Source organism: Vibrio gazogenes (assembly GCF_002196515.1).
Classification (GTDB): Bacteria; Pseudomonadota; Gammaproteobacteria; order Enterobacterales; family Vibrionaceae; genus Vibrio; species Vibrio gazogenes_A.
Genome location: NZ_CP018836.1, coordinates 1,194,806 through 1,211,594, shown reverse-complemented (window position 1 = coordinate 1,211,594; position 16,789 = coordinate 1,194,806). Strand labels below are relative to the sequence as shown.

The 16,789-nt window shown below is 44.8% G+C and carries 19 protein-coding genes; 5 read left to right on the top strand and 14 right to left on the bottom strand.

Features of this window, described 5'->3' with window-relative positions; genetic code table 11:
• Positions 1 to 19: 19 nt before the first annotated feature.
• The 4 genes from BSQ33_RS20980 to BSQ33_RS20965 all read left to right on the top strand — a co-directional run bounded on the left by BSQ33_RS20980 (position 20) and on the right by BSQ33_RS20965 (position 2,882).
• Positions 20 to 604 (top strand): prephenate dehydratase domain-containing protein, encoded by a 585-nt coding sequence (locus BSQ33_RS20980; RefSeq protein WP_021021386.1) that lies wholly within the window; start codon positions 20 to 22, stop codon positions 602 to 604.
• Positions 605 to 675: 71 nt separating this feature from the next.
• Entirely contained in the window at positions 676 to 1,221 is a 546-nt protein-coding gene (locus BSQ33_RS20975) for a carboxymuconolactone decarboxylase family protein (RefSeq protein WP_088135226.1), read from the top strand.
• Between the two features lie 9 nt (positions 1,222 to 1,230).
• Positions 1,231 to 2,169, top strand: coding sequence for an ornithine cyclodeaminase family protein (locus BSQ33_RS20970; RefSeq protein WP_021021384.1), 939 nt, complete (start codon positions 1,231 to 1,233; stop codon positions 2,167 to 2,169).
• Between the two features lie 86 nt (positions 2,170 to 2,255).
• Positions 2,256 to 2,882: a LysE family translocator gene (locus BSQ33_RS20965; RefSeq protein ID WP_021021383.1), complete on the top strand. Its 627-nt coding sequence runs from the start codon at positions 2,256 to 2,258 to the stop codon at positions 2,880 to 2,882.
• Positions 2,883 to 2,961: 79 nt separating this feature from the next.
• Here the strand turns inward: BSQ33_RS20965 and BSQ33_RS20960 are convergent, their stop codons facing one another.
• From BSQ33_RS20960 to BSQ33_RS22155, 10 genes are all read right to left on the bottom strand, one after another.
• Positions 2,962 to 3,930, bottom strand: a complete 969-nt coding sequence (locus tag BSQ33_RS20960; RefSeq protein WP_088135225.1) for a GlxA family transcriptional regulator — start codon at positions 3,928 to 3,930, stop codon at positions 2,962 to 2,964.
• A 63-nt stretch (positions 3,931 to 3,993) separates the two neighbouring features.
• A complete protein-coding gene (hisP, locus tag BSQ33_RS20955; protein ID WP_021021381.1) occupies positions 3,994 to 4,767 on the bottom strand; it encodes a histidine ABC transporter ATP-binding protein HisP in 774 nt (257 codons plus the stop codon).
• A 116-nt stretch (positions 4,768 to 4,883) separates the two neighbouring features.
• Positions 4,884 to 5,603 carry an ABC transporter permease gene (locus BSQ33_RS20950; RefSeq protein WP_021021380.1) on the bottom strand — a complete coding sequence of 240 codons (720 nt, stop codon included), beginning with the start codon at positions 5,601 to 5,603 and terminating at the stop codon, positions 4,884 to 4,886.
• Entirely contained in the window at positions 5,600 to 6,286 is a 687-nt protein-coding gene (locus BSQ33_RS20945; protein ID WP_021021379.1) for an ABC transporter permease, read from the bottom strand. Before BSQ33_RS20945 ends, BSQ33_RS20950 begins: the two co-directional genes overlap by 4 nt.
• Positions 6,287 to 6,344: 58 nt before the next feature.
• Complete coding sequence (locus BSQ33_RS20940; protein ID WP_021021378.1) at positions 6,345 to 7,124, bottom strand: ABC transporter substrate-binding protein; 780 nt, start codon at positions 7,122 to 7,124, stop codon at positions 6,345 to 6,347.
• A 433-nt stretch (positions 7,125 to 7,557) separates the two neighbouring features.
• Positions 7,558 to 8,211, bottom strand: a complete 654-nt coding sequence (locus BSQ33_RS20935) for a glutathione S-transferase family protein (RefSeq protein WP_088135224.1) — start codon at positions 8,209 to 8,211, stop codon at positions 7,558 to 7,560.
• A gap of 101 nt (positions 8,212 to 8,312) precedes the next feature.
• Positions 8,313 to 10,058, bottom strand: a complete 1,746-nt coding sequence (locus tag BSQ33_RS20930) for a methyl-accepting chemotaxis protein (RefSeq protein WP_021021376.1) — start codon at positions 10,056 to 10,058, stop codon at positions 8,313 to 8,315.
• A 498-nt stretch (positions 10,059 to 10,556) separates the two neighbouring features.
• Positions 10,557 to 12,185, bottom strand: coding sequence for a methyl-accepting chemotaxis protein (locus BSQ33_RS20925; RefSeq protein WP_021021375.1), 1,629 nt, complete (start codon positions 12,183 to 12,185; stop codon positions 10,557 to 10,559).
• A 311-nt stretch (positions 12,186 to 12,496) separates the two neighbouring features.
• Entirely contained in the window at positions 12,497 to 12,877 is a 381-nt protein-coding gene (locus BSQ33_RS20920; RefSeq protein ID WP_088135223.1) for an STAS/SEC14 domain-containing protein, read from the bottom strand.
• Between the two features lie 51 nt (positions 12,878 to 12,928).
• Entirely contained in the window at positions 12,929 to 13,060 is a 132-nt protein-coding gene (locus BSQ33_RS22155; RefSeq protein WP_021021373.1) for a hypothetical protein, read from the bottom strand.
• Positions 13,061 to 13,128: 68 nt separating this feature from the next.
• On the opposite strand from BSQ33_RS22155, the gene trxC reads away from it, so the two are divergent.
• Positions 13,129 to 13,569 carry a thioredoxin TrxC gene (gene trxC / locus BSQ33_RS20915; protein ID WP_021021372.1) on the top strand — a complete coding sequence of 147 codons (441 nt, stop codon included), beginning with the start codon at positions 13,129 to 13,131 and terminating at the stop codon, positions 13,567 to 13,569.
• Between the two features lie 83 nt (positions 13,570 to 13,652).
• Here trxC and BSQ33_RS20910 read toward each other — a convergent pair whose 3' ends face one another.
• The 4 genes from BSQ33_RS20910 to sbmA all read right to left on the bottom strand — a co-directional run bounded on the left by BSQ33_RS20910 (position 13,653) and on the right by sbmA (position 16,626).
• Positions 13,653 to 14,075: an organic hydroperoxide resistance protein gene (locus BSQ33_RS20910; RefSeq protein ID WP_088135222.1), complete on the bottom strand. Its 423-nt coding sequence runs from the start codon at positions 14,073 to 14,075 to the stop codon at positions 13,653 to 13,655.
• Positions 14,076 to 14,197: 122 nt separating this feature from the next.
• Positions 14,198 to 14,644, bottom strand: coding sequence for a MarR family winged helix-turn-helix transcriptional regulator (locus tag BSQ33_RS20905; protein WP_021021370.1), 447 nt, complete (start codon positions 14,642 to 14,644; stop codon positions 14,198 to 14,200).
• A 226-nt stretch (positions 14,645 to 14,870) separates the two neighbouring features.
• A complete protein-coding gene (locus BSQ33_RS21885) occupies positions 14,871 to 15,041 on the bottom strand; it encodes a hypothetical protein (protein WP_021021369.1) in 171 nt (56 codons plus the stop codon).
• A gap of 310 nt (positions 15,042 to 15,351) precedes the next feature.
• Entirely contained in the window at positions 15,352 to 16,626 is a 1,275-nt protein-coding gene (gene sbmA, locus BSQ33_RS20900; protein ID WP_088135221.1) for a peptide antibiotic transporter SbmA, read from the bottom strand.
• Between the last annotated feature and the right edge of the window lie 163 nt (positions 16,627 to 16,789).

Here is a 16,789-nt window from a genome sequence, read left to right as displayed (position 1 = left end):
ATCATGGAGAGATAGACAAATGAACATGCATTTTATGGACATGGGACTTGTGCATGCGACATGTCACCCTGTTTATACATTAGGCCCACCGGGGACAAGCAGTGAATTCGCTTCAAAGTATTTTTGTCGGCGGATGAAAGAATTCTATGCTCACAGTTTGAATACTATCAATCTGAATACAACTTATGAGCAGGCGCGAGATAATACCAAACAAGACAATGGGTTATTGATTGTTGCCAATGCCTATCAAAAAATTAATGATTTCTACATGGATGCTCATTTGAATCTGTTAGCCACATTTGTTTTTGATACACCTTTATATGGGATTGCGACCAATCGTTCATTACCGCGTCGGCCACTGAGAATTGCCTCTCATCCGGCACCGATCCCACTCATTCATGAGTTGCTACCGCAAGGTTTGCAGATAGAAACCATTATTGAAAAGAATTCCACCAGTGAAGCCGCCAATGCTGTCACTCAACATGAAGCGGATATTGCCTTAACCACAGAGATTGCAGCCGAACTGCATCATTTATCGTTCATATCCAATGTCCGCCCTATCCATATGTTGTGGTCTGTATTTGGATGCAAGACTTCAGCATAAAAATGAGACTCACGGGCAGATATCGCCATCAATAACGCCATAAAAAAGCACGAAGAAAGGAAGAAATAAAAATGACAGAGATGAAATTACACACGATTGACAGTGCACCGGATGGCAGTCGTAAGCTGCTACAAAGTTCGATTGATAATTTCGGCTGGATCCCCAACCAAAGCGCCTACATGGCTGAATCCCCCGATCTGCTGGCTGCTTATCAGTTTGCGCATGACCGATTCTCACAATGCTCCCTGAACGAAGCAGAAAAAGCAGTGGTCTGGCTCACAACTGGTGTGATTAATCAATGCCCTTATACGATTAAAGCACATCGCTGGATTGCTATTCACAATGGTGTCGCAAGTGATATTGTCGATAAAATGATTCACCATCCGGAACAACTCCCGACGCGATTAGCCACCCTGCACCAATTTACGCAAGCAGTCATTCTCTCTCAGGGTTCAGTTCCTAAAGATAGAGCCCACCATTTCTTAGCGGCTGGCTTCACACAACAAAACATGCTTGATGTGATTTTAGGGATTTCTCAGAAAACCATGTCCACCTTACTCAATAGCTTGGCAGACACGCCGGTTGAAACACAATTTATGGATACCGTTGAAGCATAAGGTGATTGTATGGATTACTTTAATCGAGAAGATGTTGAACAGGCTCTCTCTGTTCCCCTTGCCATTGAGTTGAGTCAGACCGCATTTGCTTTGCAGAGTCAGGGGAAAGTGGTGCAGTCGGTCCGAAGTATTATCCCTGCGCCCGATGGACGATTGATGGGAACAATGCCGGCTTATATCTCCGAGGGCAAATATTCAGGCTTTGGGCTGAAATCTGTCTTGGTTGATTTTAATCCACACCAAGGTTCTGCCTCGCATGAAGGATGTATTCTGCTCTTTGATGAACAGACCAACGGGCATATGGTAGCAGTCGATGCGGGCGCAATCACCGAGCTAAGAACAGCCGCCGCCTCTGCCTGGGCAACGCATTTACTTGCACCTCAAGATGCCACACACCTTGCGATTCTGGGAACAGGTCTGCAAGCACGAAAACACTTACTCACCATGCTGGCCGTCCGTCCAATCCGACAAGTAACAATCTGGGGCAGAGACCAGGCCAACGTAGATCAATTTGCAACATGGTGTGCCAAGCATCCCGCACTTAACATCACGGTTGCTACGACACCAGCCGAAGCCGTCTCAGACGCTGAGATTATCTGTACGGTCACAGCCGCCCGGGAGCCATTATTGCGACTGTGTGACTTACCACAGAGTTGCCATATCAATGCAATCGGTGCATCAGCAATGGGCTTCCAAGAGCTCGACCCTGAAATTTATAGTGCGGTTGAACATTATGTCGATTCACGAGAGTCATGCTGGAATGCCTCTCAATGTCTTCAACAAGCCAAAGAGAAAGGATACTTATCTGCCGATCATGTCAGTCAGGAAATTGGCGAATTAGGAGCACATCCCCTAGAAACTCGCCCCGAACGGACGCTGTTCAAATCTGTGGGGCTGGCTGTCCAAGACCTTGTTTTTGCTAGAGAAGTTCTGAATAAAAATCAATAACCCCAACCTGAAGGAGTCGATTGCATAATGGTCATATTGAGCACGACTCCGATACCATCAGTTTAATATAAGTAGGATCAATAACCATGCTAGAATCAACACAAATATTTGCCTATATTGCAGCCTTGGGCGTCGCTGCTGCAATTCCGGGGCCCGGAATGACCGCATTGGTGGCGCGAAGCGTGAGTGGCGGTGCAATCACTGGGTTTACGATGCTGGCCGGTTTGATTCTGGGAGACTTAGTCTACCTTTCATTTGCGGTGTTCGGCCTTGCGGTCATCGCGCATCACTTCAGTGCCTTATTCACATTGATCAGTTGGGCATCTTCTCTCTATCTGGCTTGGCTGGCATGGCAATTCATTACCAGTAAGCCAGACAGTATCCAGATTGATCAGAAGGCCTCTAGACGAGAGCTAACTTCAGCTTGGTTTTCCGGTTTCACCATTACTTTAGGTAACCCCAAAACGATCGCATTCTATCTGGCGATTTTGCCGCTGGTCATTACCTTGGATACAGTCTCAATACAAACATGGGGACTCTTACTGGTACCACTCACCATCGCCGTATTAATCGCAGTCGGTTCCGTCTTTATTTTGGGCGCCCTGAAAGTCCGACGATTCCTCGCCAGTCAGAATGCTCAGATGCTACTTTTCCGCTGTGCTGGCATCATGATGCTTGCTGCTGCGGGGAGTATGATTGCCAAGACATTGTAAGAGGTCGGGTGATAACGAAATGCCCATGAGGCAGGCAATATCAGTCATGATGACCACCAGCAAAGCGTCATCATGACCGCTATTTCGCCTGTAACATTTTCGACCGTTCTTCGCGTGGTGTCATGTGATAATAAGCTTTATAAGCACTGGAAAAATGTGGCCCACTGGAAAAACCACATAATAGCCCGATTTGGACAATCGAGGTATGGGTGGTCAGCAACAACTGACGTGCCCGTTTCAGACGAAGTTGCAGATAGTAACGAGCTGGCATGGTATCGAGATAACGTTTGAATAGACGCTCGAGCTGGCGACGAGAGATATGGACTAATTCGGCAATTTCATCCGTTGACAACGGTTCTTCCTGATTGTTTTCCATCAATTCAACTGCCATCGTCAAACGAGGTTGGATATCCCCGCCAAACTGCTTGAATGGCAATCGCTGCCGCTCTTGTGCCGGACGAATGCGATCCATACACAGCTGATCAGAAACTGCATAAGCCAGTTCTTTGCCTTCGGTTTCTTCAATAAAATCGACCAGGCAATCGAGTGTTGCTGCACATCCCGCAGTTGTTATCAGGCGGTCATGCCGCTCATACAGATGATCGGACAATTCAATCGAATCATAACGTTCGCTAAAACGATCCATCAACGACCAATGCACCGCGGCAGGCTGGTGATGCAGTAACCCACTCTCAGCAAGCCAGAAAACCCCCGCATAACTGGCGAGAATGGTTTTCCCCTGTTGATAGAAATGTTGCAGTTTTTTCTTTTCCAGCGCTGAGACAGCCTCATTCGGTACAGAATCGCTGACCACGGCCAGCAAATCACAATCAAAGGGATCCGATAAAACCATCGAACTGACTAAATGAGCGGGGTCGGCAAGTGCTTGATCTTCGGCGGGGGTAATATAAACCCATCGAAACTTCTCTGCTCCGAGAATGTCATTGGCGACGCGAAAAGGCGCTTCTAACGAGCCAATGGTATACCAAGAGTAACGATCCGGCAGATAGATCGCGACTTGGTAAATCGATAAGTCAGTATTTATCATTCAGAGCACTTGTGATGTAAATACAGAGATAAAAATGCAGCATCATGATGCTGCATTGTCGCGTTATTTTAAAGCACCGGAAAGAAACTGCTGCAAACGTTCACTTTTCGGCTGGCCGAAAACAACCTCCGGATGCCCTTCTTCTTCGATTTTTCCCTGATGGAGAAAAATCACATGGTTTGAGACATGCCGGGCAAATCCCATTTCGTGAGTCACCACGATCATGGTTTTGCCCTCTTCCGCGAGTTGCTGCATGATCTTCAGCACTTCACCGACCAGCTCCGGATCCAGTGCAGAAGTCGGCTCGTCGAATAATAAGACCTCTGGTTCCATTGCCAAAGCGCGGGCAATCGACACACGCTGTTGCTGTCCGCCGGATAAATGGGTTGGATAACTTTGTTGCGCCCGTTCATCGATGCCAACTTTATTGAGATAAGCAATTGCCCTTTCACGCGCTTCCTGCTTGCTGATGCCCAGCACCTGAATCGGCGCAATCATCACATTTTCCAGCACGGTCATGTGGCTCCACAAATTAAAATGCTGGAATACCATTGTCAGCTTGGTACGCAGCAACTGTAACTGCTTATGGTCACAGACTTTGAGCTGCCCATCTGACTCACGCTTCATTTGAATCTCTTGGCCATTGATATAAATGGCACCTGATGACGGTTTCTCCAGAAAGTTCAAACAGCGCAACAGGGTACTTTTCCCCGATCCGGATGACCCGATAATACTGATGACGTCACCGGCGTTGGCCTGTAAAGACACACCTTTAATGACCTCATGCTGACCGTACCTTTTATGAAGATCACTGACGGCCAGTTTTGTGTTTTGCATAATGCTTGTTCCTTAACAATCAGTTTCCTGAAAAATCGGTTTCCTGAAAAATCAGTTGCCTGAATCTTCAAGCCCGTCAAATGCGGGCCGCTACCGGAAACCTAAAAATCGATGTTCTAATGTTTGACGGGTATCGGATGTAAGTGACGTAACCATTTCTTTTCCGCACGCCGGAACAACGCCACCAACAAAAATGAAATCACTAAATAAAGTATGGCAGCAATCCCAAAGGCATGGAATGATTTATAGGTCGCTGCATTCACATCCCGGGCAATTTTAAGAATATCAGGTACCGTTGCCGTAAATGCTAACGATGTTGAATGAAGCATGATAATCACTTCATTACTATATGCAGGAATCGCCCGGCGCAATGCCGAAGGAATCACAATACAGCGGTAACGCTTCCATCGAGAGAAGCCGTATGCTTTCGCCGCTTCAATCTCTCCCTGATCGGTTTCACGAATTGCACCAGCAAAGATCTCTAGTGTATAGGCACAGGTATTGAGAAATAGCGCAAAAATCGTGCAGTTATAGCCGCTCCGGAAAAACCAGTTGAGAAACTCCGTCGAGCGGACAAATCCCAATGTGTATACCCCGGTATAGAAAATCAGCAACTGAACATACAGCGGTGTACCACGGAACAAGTATGAAAACAGCCACACGGGGAATGACAGCCAACGGTTATTCGACACCCGTGCCAGTGACAATGGGATAGAGACAATGAATCCCAGCGACACGGAAATGACCAACAACCATAGCGTCACGGCAACACCGGTAAAGTGGTAACCATCCGACCATAAAAATGCTTTGCCGTAGCGTTCAAGTATTTCAATCATGACAAACGACCTCTATGGCTGTATGCGTAGCGACGCTCCAGCCAATAAAATGCCAGATTTGATAATGTGGTAAAAATCAGATAAACCGCAGCAGCAATAATCGTAAAATAGAAAAACTGATACGTTCCTTTTCCGGCCATCTGCGTTGCTTTGACAACATCGGCAAGGCCGATAATTGAAACCAATGCGGTGGATTTGAGGATCACCAGCCAGTTGTTGGACAGGCCCGGTAACGCATGACGCATCATCTGCGGGAAAAGAATCACTCGGAACACTTGCCATGGTGTAAAACCATAGGCGGTTCCTGCTTCAACCTGCCCTTTCGGCACCGCCAGAAAAGCGCCGCGAAACGTTTCGGTCAAGTAAGCACCATAGATGAAACCAATCGTCAAAACACCGGCTGTGAATGGGTCAATATTGATTTGTTGCCACCCCAGAGATTCGGTGAACTGATTAAGCCCTAGCTGCAAGCCGTAAAAAATCAGCATCATCAACACCAGGTCAGGAATACCACGAATCAATGTCGTATAGACATGGGCAAGTGCGATCACCGGACGGCTGCCAAACAGTTTGGCACAAGCACCGAGCAATCCCAGAATAATTGAGAAAATTACCGAAAGAACTGCCAGTTCAATCGTCATGATTGCACCATCAAAGATGATGCCACCATATCCATAAAGCATAATGCCTTCCTAAATAAATACCGCTTCCTCGAATGAAGAAGCGGCAAGGAGTGACGGCTTATTTACCGTAAATATCAAAATCAAAGTATTGTTTAGCAATCGCATCATAAGTGCCGTCTTTATGCATGTCGCGCAAAGCAGCATTGATTTGATTTTTGAGTGCCTGATCGGCTTTACGTACTCCGATACCAGCGCCGACACCAAAGTATTTTTCATCATTGACTTCCGGACCGCTGAATGCGAACCCTTTACCTACCGGACGGTTCAAAAAGCCATCGCTTGCAGCAACCGCATCCTGAAATGCCGCATCAAGACGTCCGTTCACTAAGTCGGCATAAACCAGATCCTGATTCTGATAAGTCACAACATCCACACCTTTTGGTGCCCATTGCTCTTTGGCATAAGTTTCAGCGGTAGTTCCCTGAAAGACACCAACTCGTTTGCCGCCCAATGATGCGGCTGTCGGTTGCAGAACAACACCTTTTGCAGTCATTAAACGAGCAGGCGTACCATATAGCTTATCGGTAAAATCAATTTCCTGCTGACGTTGTGGCGTGATCGACATAGAAGAAAGAATTGCATCAATTTTTTTCGCTTTCAGAGAAGGAATCAAGCCATCGAAATCACTTTCAACCCAGACACACTTGGCTTCAATTCGCTTACAGATTTCTTTCCCTAAATCGATATCAAATCCGGTCAGGGTACCGTCAGGCTTTTTCATTTCAAAAGGTGCGTATCCAGGCTCAACACCGAGTCGAACCAGCGGCTGATCCGCAGCCTGAACAAAAGGAGCAGCGAGAGTCAGGAGCAGCAGACTCAAATTCGTTATTCTTTTCATAGTGATATCTCATATATGATAAATATTGAAAACAGCACAATTCATGCCATAGACGACGATTCTTTCCAACCTCAACGGGAGGAATATATTTAAACACCTAAAATGCATGAATACTTAAATAGATGCCTCAAAACGGGGATTCTACTGCATAATAATATAAAGTGCTTCTGATATTTTCAATTTTATCGATATTTTATATATGCACAATTAAGAGACATTTACCGCACTATATCAATACAAAATAACACTTTATTTACCTTTTGCGCACAATTAAACAACAAAAATAGCATAAAAACAAAAAATACCGCATTAGTTGTATTCATACAGGTTCGGATGAATACAAACAAATATGCGGCATATTTCATCGATTCGTAGTTGAATCTGTTGAGCACCTTGGATTGATCTCAGCCATGATGCGCCAATGACTCACTTATTAACAAGGTTCTCCAGCTTCATCGGCGGCAACAATCTCAGTTTCTTCGAGTGCAGCATCGATCCACTGCTGCAATACCGGGCACGACAATACATGATCCACATATTGCTGTGCTATATCCCCGAAATTCAGCTGATACGTTTTTAAACGCATCACAACCGGTGCAAACATCGCGTCGACAATTGAGTACTGACCGAAAAGCCATCCACCCTGATCGGCAAAACGCGTCATCTGCTCGGTAAAAATGGCTTCAATCCGCTTTAGATCCTGCTGCGCAGCATCAGACAAAGTCAGTGAACGCGTTGCACGGATATTCATTGGCGCTTCACTACGCAGTGCCGGAAAACCTGAATGCATTTCTGCCGCCAGCGAACGCGCGTTGGCTTTATCCTTCAGATCCGCTGGCCATGCTTTTCCTGAAAGGTATGTATCATTGATATATTCACAGATCGCGAGCGAATCCCATACGGTGATCTCACCATCGATCAGACAAGGAACTTTCTGTGTCGGGGTCACTGATGCCAAAGCCGTATAAAACTGTGGCGTATCAAGTGACAATTGAATTTCATCGAATGGAACATTTGATTTTGCTAATAAAATCCATGGTCTGAGCGACCAAGTCGAATAATTTTTATTACCAATATATAGCTTCATTGAGGGACTCCGAGATTGGCAAGGTGGGGAATTCAATACAGGTGAGAACATCATCAGCCTGAGTGCTGAACACTCAGGCTGAATCGTATCAATGAAACAACTTATTCAATTTTAAACTTATTTACAATCTCTAATAACTGTTGATTAATGGTAATCAAGCGGCGGGTCGTCTCTGCGGTGCTGTCACCATTGTCGTTGATGGTATGCATTACTTCACGAATGGCAACCATACTACGGTTAATATCTTCAGTCACACTACTCTGCTCTTCGGCTGACGTCGCAATCTGAATCGACAAATCGTTAATTTCATTGACCGATGACGTCACTTTATCCAATGAAGAGACCACCACAGTTGTCGACTCTTCTGTTGTCCGACAGCTGTTACGAGTCGACTCCATACTGGAAACCACGGTCGCGGTGCCCGCTTTCAAGCGCTCTAACATCGTTACGATATCTTCGGTACTTCGGTGTGTCCGCGACGCTAACGCCCGCACTTCGTCCGCAACGACCGCGAAACCACGCCCTTGATCTCCGGCTCTCGCAGCCTCAATCGCAGCATTCAAAGCCAGCAGGTTTGTCTGCTCTGCAATACCACCGATTTCACCCAATAACTTACCGATTTCTTCGGTGTGTGTGTTCATATCAGCTATAAATTGAGCGGTCTCTTCCACTTCTTCTGCCAATGCACCAACTTGTGCAACAGCCCGTTCTACCACTTCTTTCGAATGCGCAGCTTCGCTATTTGTCGCTTCAGTCTGGCTTGCGGTGTTGGCTGCATTCTCTGCCACGACAGAGGCTGTCGAACTCATTTCATTCACCGCTGTTACCGTCAATTCAATTTCCTGACTATGTGACTGAAGCAATTTACTATTCGAATCGGTTTGCTGTTCAAGCTGGGCAATTTCCTGACTAATCGTCTCCGTCGATTCCCTCACTTGTCGCATCATGTTCTGTAAATTCTCGATAAACTGGTTGATGCCATCCGCGATCATGCCCAGTTCATCTTTTGAATCGACCGTCAAACGATGGGTCAGGTCACCATTGCCATTCGCCAGATCACCAATCAAGTTTCTTAGCAAGAGAATGGGTTTGAAGACCCAGTTGATCAGCAATATGGCAATCGGAATCAGGATAATGGCCGCAATCACCAACGCAATTGTAATGCTGCCATTCAGCGTATCGGTATCATTCTGAATATAGTCGTTATCGATGTATCCGGTGAGTGTCCACTCTTTTCCGGCAACATTGATCTTCGCAGTCAATGGCGTCAGAGCATGCCCTTCGACTTTATTGGAAAAAATCTGAGTTTGCTTATCATCCATCAATTCAAGATAGCTGCCATCAACAGACATTGAACTCAACAGCTCACCGACAGAAGAGAGATCGATATAGAAGATATTGCCGGAATCTTTATTCTCAGGCACGGTGATCGTAATCGTTGGTTTTCCATCATCCATAAAGACATCACTGATGGTAAGCTCACCATTCGCCTGTTTAAAAATATCCATATATGGCTGAGCTTCTTTCGGATCTTTAATTGCACCATCTCGATTGATGGTCATCCCAAAGGCGACTTTAATGGCATCTTTGAAGCCGGTTTTTTCTATTGCCTGTTTGACTTCGTAAAAACTGAATTTCGTTGACTGGGCCAGAACAATATTATCTTTCAGTTTCCCTTCCACCACAGAACGGATCGAATCAATCTGTGTCCGGATGACTTGGCTATCACTTTGATGTATATAGCGACTGATATAAAAGTTAGCACTAATGTAAGCAGTGAATATCGTTACACAGATAATGGCAACAACGATGGCAAGCAATTTAGTCTTAAATGATACCTTTTTCATACTATATCCATGACCCTTTCTCAATTTGTAGCCGGCGAAGAGTGCTACATTCCATAATGTGGTATGCAAATAAAAATCGTTCCACTTAAATCATAACAGATAGATATATCAGAAAAATGTCATATCCGACATTTTTAGATATCGTGTCCCGTATATCGACAGTTGGAACATATTCTGTAATTAAATTGTGCCTATTCGCAAAAACTAAAAAATCATACCATTAGAAACACTGGCTATTATTTGCTAGGTTTTAGCTCAAAACACCATTTTAAAAATTTTGAGAACATTTTTGGCAATTTGCAGCTAAAAGTGAATATAAATCACTGTAAAGGCCCTGTATTTGGGATCTCCCTCATTCTTTTCAGCTTACGGTTGTTGTTGTAAAAGCATTGATATGCAATCAGATCGCAATAAATTAGGGGAGAGTCCAAGACTCTCCCCTAAATAACATTTTCATATTCTATCGGCTGTATGACAGCCCATAGCTCCCGCTGAAGACTACACTTTAAACTTACTCACCAAGTCAGAGAGTCGCGACGAAATATCGGCAACCACATTACCGGTATCTGCCACGCGCTGATGGACATTCGTGGCTTTATCAGATAGTTCTTTCAGCTCAAGGATGCCTTGATTGACATCGACAATCACCGAGCTCTGCTCTTCTGTTGCCGCAGCAATCTGAATATTCATATCTTGAACCGTGGAGATCAGGTCTCGGATCCCCTGAAATGCATATCTCATTTCATCCGCCATTCCCACCGATTCAGCTACAGCGTCTTCTCCACCTTGAATTGCTGTCTGAGTTTCATTGACGCCTTTAACAAGACCGGAAATCATCTCCTGAATATCTTCGGTTGAAGACTGTGTCCGTTGAGCCAATGTTCTTACTTCATCGGCTACCACCGCAAAACCGCGCCCTTGCTCACCGGCTCGTGCAGCTTCAATTGCAGCGTTCAATGCCAGTAGATTGGTTTGATCAGCGATACCACGGATCACATCCAGAACTGAAGTAATATTGTCGGAATCTGCGGCGAGTGATGACATCTTCTGGCTGGCTTCTTGAAAACTCACTGACAGCTTATCGTTCAATGCCACGTTTTTATCGACCAGTGTCATCCCGTTACTTGCCGAACGACTCGCTTCATCACTTTTAGACGACGTATCCTGCGCATTGGTCGTAATCTCTTGAATTGCGAGATTAATTTGTTCAAATGCTTGAAACAGTAGTTCCAGCCGTTGTTGCTGATTATGACCAATCGCTTCGGTTTTATTCGCAACATCCTGCAGATGACTGGTATCCGCGCCCAGTTTCTCAACCCCATCAATCACACTTTTCACCAATTGTTGGAGCTGTTCCAGCAGATTGTTAACACTGCCAGACAAATCACCTAATTCGGTTTTCTTCTTCACCGTCAAACGGCTGACCAGATCGCCATCTCCCTGAGTCAAATCATCGATCTTATCTTTCACGGAATAAATCGCGGATGTAATCGCTTTTGGAATGAAAAATACCAGTATCAACCCAATCACCACCGAGATCAGAGAAATCATCATATTCCAGAATATTCGCTGCCCGATAAGCTGGCTCGACTGTCCATAGAGTTCATTGCCTAGCTTATCGACCAGTTCACCGGCTTTGTCATACTCATGACGCAGTGTCGCAAAATATTGCTCAGACTCGATAAATTGTGTATAGGCTTGCGTCTTGTTACCTTGAGAGACCAGTGAAAACACCCGATCAGCCTGCTCCTTCCAATCTTGGAAAACACGATCAAAATTATCGAACTGCGTGACAATTTGCTGATGTTCGGCCATATATTTCAAATAGCTTTGCATGCGATCATAAGCTTGTTGGGCATTTTCCTGATAATCATCTTGTGCCCCCTTCAAGACTTTCTCATCAGTCGTCAGAAGCGCATCTTGTTGCCCTTTAAGCGCCTGATATAAATCGCGATCCGCATTGAGCACATCCCGTTGAGCCTTCCTCAGCGGCTCGGCAAATAATTGGATATTACGCTCCAGCAGGTTCAGTGAATTCCGGTTTTGTAATCCGGAGAAAACAATGATTGCAGTTAAAAAGGCCAAAGACAGGCCGAGCTGCATACGGATGGTAAAATTACTAAACATCGTGGCATCCTAAAATTAAGACGCATTAGCTTCTGCGACACTTCTTATTATTCGAATGATAAAAAGCAGAGCCAGTGCAATATAATGAGTATGACCAACACGACGTTTAATATTTCATTTGATGGTAGGTATACATCTAAAGCCTAGCAACAGAATGCTCAGTAAGGGAGCTCAGGAGGCAATAATGTAATAAAAATGATCTTAATGTAATGGATGTGTTACTTGAATCAGTAAAGATGATGTAACAAAAATATGGCATCAAAGCATAACGCTGGCCTATGTCACAATAATCCTCTGGTTCACCTGTTCCGTTAATCCTGTAACCATCGAATTGCTTCATCATGATTATCGAAATAACGGATCTCTCCGGAGATAAACCAACTCCCGACTTTTGCAGCGAGACCTTGCCATTCCTGATGACCATAGAGCGCCACTTTATTAAAATCCGCACCATGTTGCAGACCCAGTTTAAAGTCATCCCATGCCGCCCGAAGATCCCATCCTTCCAACTCAGAGGCATCAAAGAATACATCAACTTTCGGCGTGTTAACCTTCACCAGTGCCGCATCCAGAAGGGGGGTGATCATCTCGTAGTCATGATGAGTTAACGTCCCGACGGCTTTAATCGATACAAAAAATTCGTGATCCACCCGTTCCAGACCAATCGTGAGGCCATGTTTTTTATACACCATCCTAACCTCCATCAATTATCTTGAGACATCACTATCTAATCATATTACCATTTAAGCATATGTCATCCGGTAAAGGAGCACTTCGATCGATCCCACAAATTGAGCATAAACGACCACTCGCTCAAAACGGACAATCCACCACCACACAACAACGGTGTGCTCGCTTTTCCGCGCTTGATTCATGGTTGTTATCTCCTTTTATTTGGTGATAATTTATAGTTCCCATTCACCGAGTGATAAAGTCAGTCCCTATGACCAGTATTAAAACCCGCTGCCCATCGTGCCATGCGATGAATCGCGTTCCCATCGAGCGTATTTCTGAGTCCTCAGTATGCGGTAAGTGTAAGCATACCCTCCTTGACGGCTTGCCTGTTGAAGGGACAGTCGATAATTTTCAGCCGATTTTGAATAGCGATATCCCCGTGGTCGTCGATTTCTGGGCCCCATGGTGTAACCCGTGTGTCGGATTTGCTCCAGTGTTTGAGCAAACAGCACAAGAGCGCGCGCAAAGTGTTCGGTTTATCAAGGTCGATACTGAAGCTCAACAAGCCTTGGCCGCACAATTTCAGATTCGCAGTATCCCAACGGTAATGGTGTTTCATCGGGGACAACGGCTCAATATGATAAATGGTGCATTGCCTCATTCGCAATTTAATGCATGGCTGGATGAGTCGCTGAAAGGTATATCGTAAGGTCGGTTTTCTTCAGATAAAATCAGATAAAATAGGACAGGCACGCTTAGCGTGCCTGTCCTCGGTCAATATCATTCAAAGCGTTATATCAGAACTAATTCGACTCTGATATTACCGCGTGTGGCATTTGAGTATGGGCACACTTGGTGAGCTTTTTCGAGCAACGTCTGTGCGACACTGCGATCAAGTTCCGGTAGTGAAACATGCAGCTCGACATCTAATGCAAAACCAACACCTTCCTCATTTTGACCAATACTGACTTTTGCCGTCACATCCAGATCTTCAGGTAATTTAATCTTATCCTGCATTGCAACAAACTTCAGCGCGCCGATAAAACATGCCGAATAACCAGCAGCAAAAAGCTGTTCTGGGTTTGTCCCTTCACCACCGGCACCACCCAATGCTTTGGGAGTGCTCAAATTCACTTGTAATTGATTATCATCAGAAACGGATTTTCCGTCACGTCCGCCCGTGGTTGTTACTTGTGCTGTATATAAAGTTTTCATTAATCATCTCCAATTAGTTATCGCGATAATTATTTAATTTAGGAAAAGCCATTCGCTTTTCTCTCTGATGAACATATACTATTGCAATAATGATTATCGCGCAATGTTTTTTTTACGCCCACTTACGACGGCTGATTCTTAAGTAAGTTATCTCTCAAGATCATGATTTTTTCTTTCATCTCAAGCAACTCTTGACTGGGAATACCACAGGATTCAAGCAAGCACTGGCTAATTTTTAACGCTTCCCCTTTGAGTTGCTGCCCCTTCGGTGTCAGGCGGACATCTAATGAACGTTCGTCATGTAGCTGCCGCGTACGATTCACCAACCCTTCTTGCTCCATCCGCTTAATCACTGGTGTTAGCGCACCGGATTTCTGTCCTAATCGCTCACCAATATCTTTAAGACCAATGCCATCCTGCTCCCAGAGAATCAGTAATACGAGATATTGTGGATACGTAAGCCCCAGAGGCTCAAGTAGCGGTTTATACATCTGCGTCATCGCCAAAGAGGTTGAATAAAGAGCAAAACATAGCTGGTTGTCCAGCAATAGAGCGTTATTATCGGGCATTCTTTCTACTTCTTTTCTCAGGTCTACTTCTATCAGATATCAGACGTTGACGGCGTGACTACCGGTTTAACGACTGAGGGTGTATGTTCATTGGGCGACAAATAGTGATGTGCACTGTTATTGAGGATATCTTCATTCATCCGTATTCAATCCGTTCAACATAACTCGATGACAACAGCATCCTGTACACATCAATCAATCAAAATCCAGTGCTCGCGTCAGTTAATTAGTCTTCAGCGGTTGCCTCATGGATTGCTTCTTTGGTTGAATGATAAACTTCACTCGATTTCTGTTTGGTTGTGTCCCATATTTCAGAAGAGTCTTCTTTCACACCATTCCAGGTTGAAGAACAAGCACTCAAAAACAAAACCAATATCGCCATCAGTCCATATTTCATTGACACTCTCCTATTTACTGAGCAATTCAAACCAAAGCATAGCACGACCTCGTCCTCTGCCCATTTCCTGTCTGTGATAACGGGACCTTCAGTCACCGAAACGCATCGTGACAGGAAAAAACATGATGTAATAACATCATGTCGTTTGTGTAATGCAAATGTCAAAATCATCATCAACTGCGGAAGGAACATCTCATAATGGCGTATAACCATAACATAATCCGCTGATTTCAGCGCTCACACCCACAATACCAAATCAAATAGAGAGCGGAAAAATGAAGGCTCCTGTCAGCAGAAGCCTTTGATGATATTAATTTTCGGCTGGATTTTCGATGAGCGGGATGTTTTGTAAACCATTCGCCTCATCCTCAAATGCTTTGAGACGTTTATAAATGGATAATAACTCAACAATCGTCGTCCATGAGTTGACCAGATATTGAAAAGAACTCTCAACCTGTCCGAATGCATTGATGATTCGCTGCATCACACCCAGAGTAAAAGCACCTGCAATAATTGACGGTCCCAACGCAATGATCGGAATAAATGACCCAACCTGTAAGTAGCCGTAACGAACAATATTGAAATAGACATAATGCTTATAAAGACGAAAGTAATTTCGCCGAACGTCACTGAATAATTCTTTCAAGGTTTGCGGCTCAGCACGGTTTTCATGGTCTTCGCCATAGACTAATTCTTTTCTGTAAGCGGCTTCGACACGTTGATTCTTAAATTCTAATCCCGGTAATTTAATCCCGGCGATAGCCAGTAATACCGTACCGATAATCGACCAAATAATGGCGACAAAGACTAGCCCCTGAGATACATCGCCGATCAACGGTAATGTTTTCACATAACCGGAGAGCCCCCATAAGATGGGTAAAAAAGCAATCAAGGTCATCACCGCATTTAATAAGCTGACCCCTAAACTTTCCATGATCGAAGCAAAACGCATCGTATCTTCCTGAATCCGCTGTGATGCCCCCTCAATGTGGCGAACCTGTTGCCAACGGGCTGTATAATAATCCGTCATGGCGGTACGCCACCGAAACACATAATGACTAATGAAGAAGTTGTTACAAACTGCAACCATAATGGCAATGAGCAGAATCACGGCAACCGTTGTCAGTTCACCATAAAATTGACTGAGACTAATGCTATTAGGATTCGTTAATGCATTCTGAATCAGGTTGTAAAAATTACCATACCATTCATTCAACATCACACTGACTTCGACCTGAAACCAAGTAATGAATACGATCAAGCCAGAACCGGCGACAGACCAGCGAGCCCACTTTTGTCTACCGAATTTTAACCAGACACCGATAAACAAGGCATAGCAGACAAACATATACTGATATAACCAAGCATTGGCCGCATTATCCTGCGCTTGTTGAAAGGCGCTATGTAGCGCTGGGGCAGCATCGACCAAAACCGGCTGTGGGAACCCCATCCCGATCAAGTAGCCGAGACTAAGATCAGCACCGAGTTCACGGCCACCGACATACCAGCAAATCACACAAAACAGTGCCCAAATAACAAAACTGAGGAAAAATAATTTGGGTCTCGGAAAGAAAGAATCAAACACTATATCAATCTCTTATTTATTTTACTGACAGTTATCGTGCCGATGTACAACATCATGAAGCACGGTATATATGAATCACAGCGTTAATATTCATGATTCCGCAGTGACATGCAATCCTTCTCAATAACCGTTCCTCATTGCCAGAGACTCGGGTAAACATCGA

What these genes read in the sequence shown, in the direction of transcription:
- BSQ33_RS20980 (WP_021021386.1), top strand. Translation starts at nt 20, where the DNA reads ATGAACATGCATTTTATGGACATGGGACTTGTGCATGCGACATGTCAC.
- BSQ33_RS20975 (WP_088135226.1), top strand. Translation starts at nt 676, where the DNA reads ATGACAGAGATGAAATTACACACGATTGACAGTGCACCGGATGGCAGT.
- BSQ33_RS20970 (WP_021021384.1), top strand. Translation starts at nt 1,231, where the DNA reads ATGGATTACTTTAATCGAGAAGATGTTGAACAGGCTCTCTCTGTTCCC.
- BSQ33_RS20965 (WP_021021383.1), top strand. Translation starts at nt 2,256, where the DNA reads ATGCTAGAATCAACACAAATATTTGCCTATATTGCAGCCTTGGGCGTC.
- BSQ33_RS20960 (WP_088135225.1), bottom strand. Translation starts at nt 3,930, where the DNA reads ATGATAAATACTGACTTATCGATTTACCAAGTCGCGATCTATCTGCCG.
- hisP (WP_021021381.1), bottom strand. Translation starts at nt 4,767, where the DNA reads ATGCAAAACACAAAACTGGCCGTCAGTGATCTTCATAAAAGGTACGGT.
- BSQ33_RS20950 (WP_021021380.1), bottom strand. Translation starts at nt 5,603, where the DNA reads ATGATTGAAATACTTGAACGCTACGGCAAAGCATTTTTATGGTCGGAT.
- BSQ33_RS20945 (WP_021021379.1), bottom strand. Translation starts at nt 6,286, where the DNA reads ATGCTTTATGGATATGGTGGCATCATCTTTGATGGTGCAATCATGACG.
- BSQ33_RS20940 (WP_021021378.1), bottom strand. Translation starts at nt 7,124, where the DNA reads ATGAAAAGAATAACGAATTTGAGTCTGCTGCTCCTGACTCTCGCTGCT.
- BSQ33_RS20935 (WP_088135224.1), bottom strand. Translation starts at nt 8,211, where the DNA reads ATGAAGCTATATATTGGTAATAAAAATTATTCGACTTGGTCGCTCAGA.
- BSQ33_RS20930 (WP_021021376.1), bottom strand. Translation starts at nt 10,058, where the DNA reads ATGAAAAAGGTATCATTTAAGACTAAATTGCTTGCCATCGTTGTTGCC.
- BSQ33_RS20925 (WP_021021375.1), bottom strand. Translation starts at nt 12,185, where the DNA reads ATGTTTAGTAATTTTACCATCCGTATGCAGCTCGGCCTGTCTTTGGCC.
- BSQ33_RS20920 (WP_088135223.1), bottom strand. Translation starts at nt 12,877, where the DNA reads ATGGTGTATAAAAAACATGGCCTCACGATTGGTCTGGAACGGGTGGAT.
- BSQ33_RS22155 (WP_021021373.1), bottom strand. Translation starts at nt 13,060, where the DNA reads ATGAATCAAGCGCGGAAAAGCGAGCACACCGTTGTTGTGTGGTGGTGG.
- trxC (WP_021021372.1), top strand. Translation starts at nt 13,129, where the DNA reads ATGACCAGTATTAAAACCCGCTGCCCATCGTGCCATGCGATGAATCGC.
- BSQ33_RS20910 (WP_088135222.1), bottom strand. Translation starts at nt 14,075, where the DNA reads ATGAAAACTTTATATACAGCACAAGTAACAACCACGGGCGGACGTGAC.
- BSQ33_RS20905 (WP_021021370.1), bottom strand. Translation starts at nt 14,644, where the DNA reads ATGCCCGATAATAACGCTCTATTGCTGGACAACCAGCTATGTTTTGCT.
- BSQ33_RS21885 (WP_021021369.1), bottom strand. Translation starts at nt 15,041, where the DNA reads ATGAAATATGGACTGATGGCGATATTGGTTTTGTTTTTGAGTGCTTGT.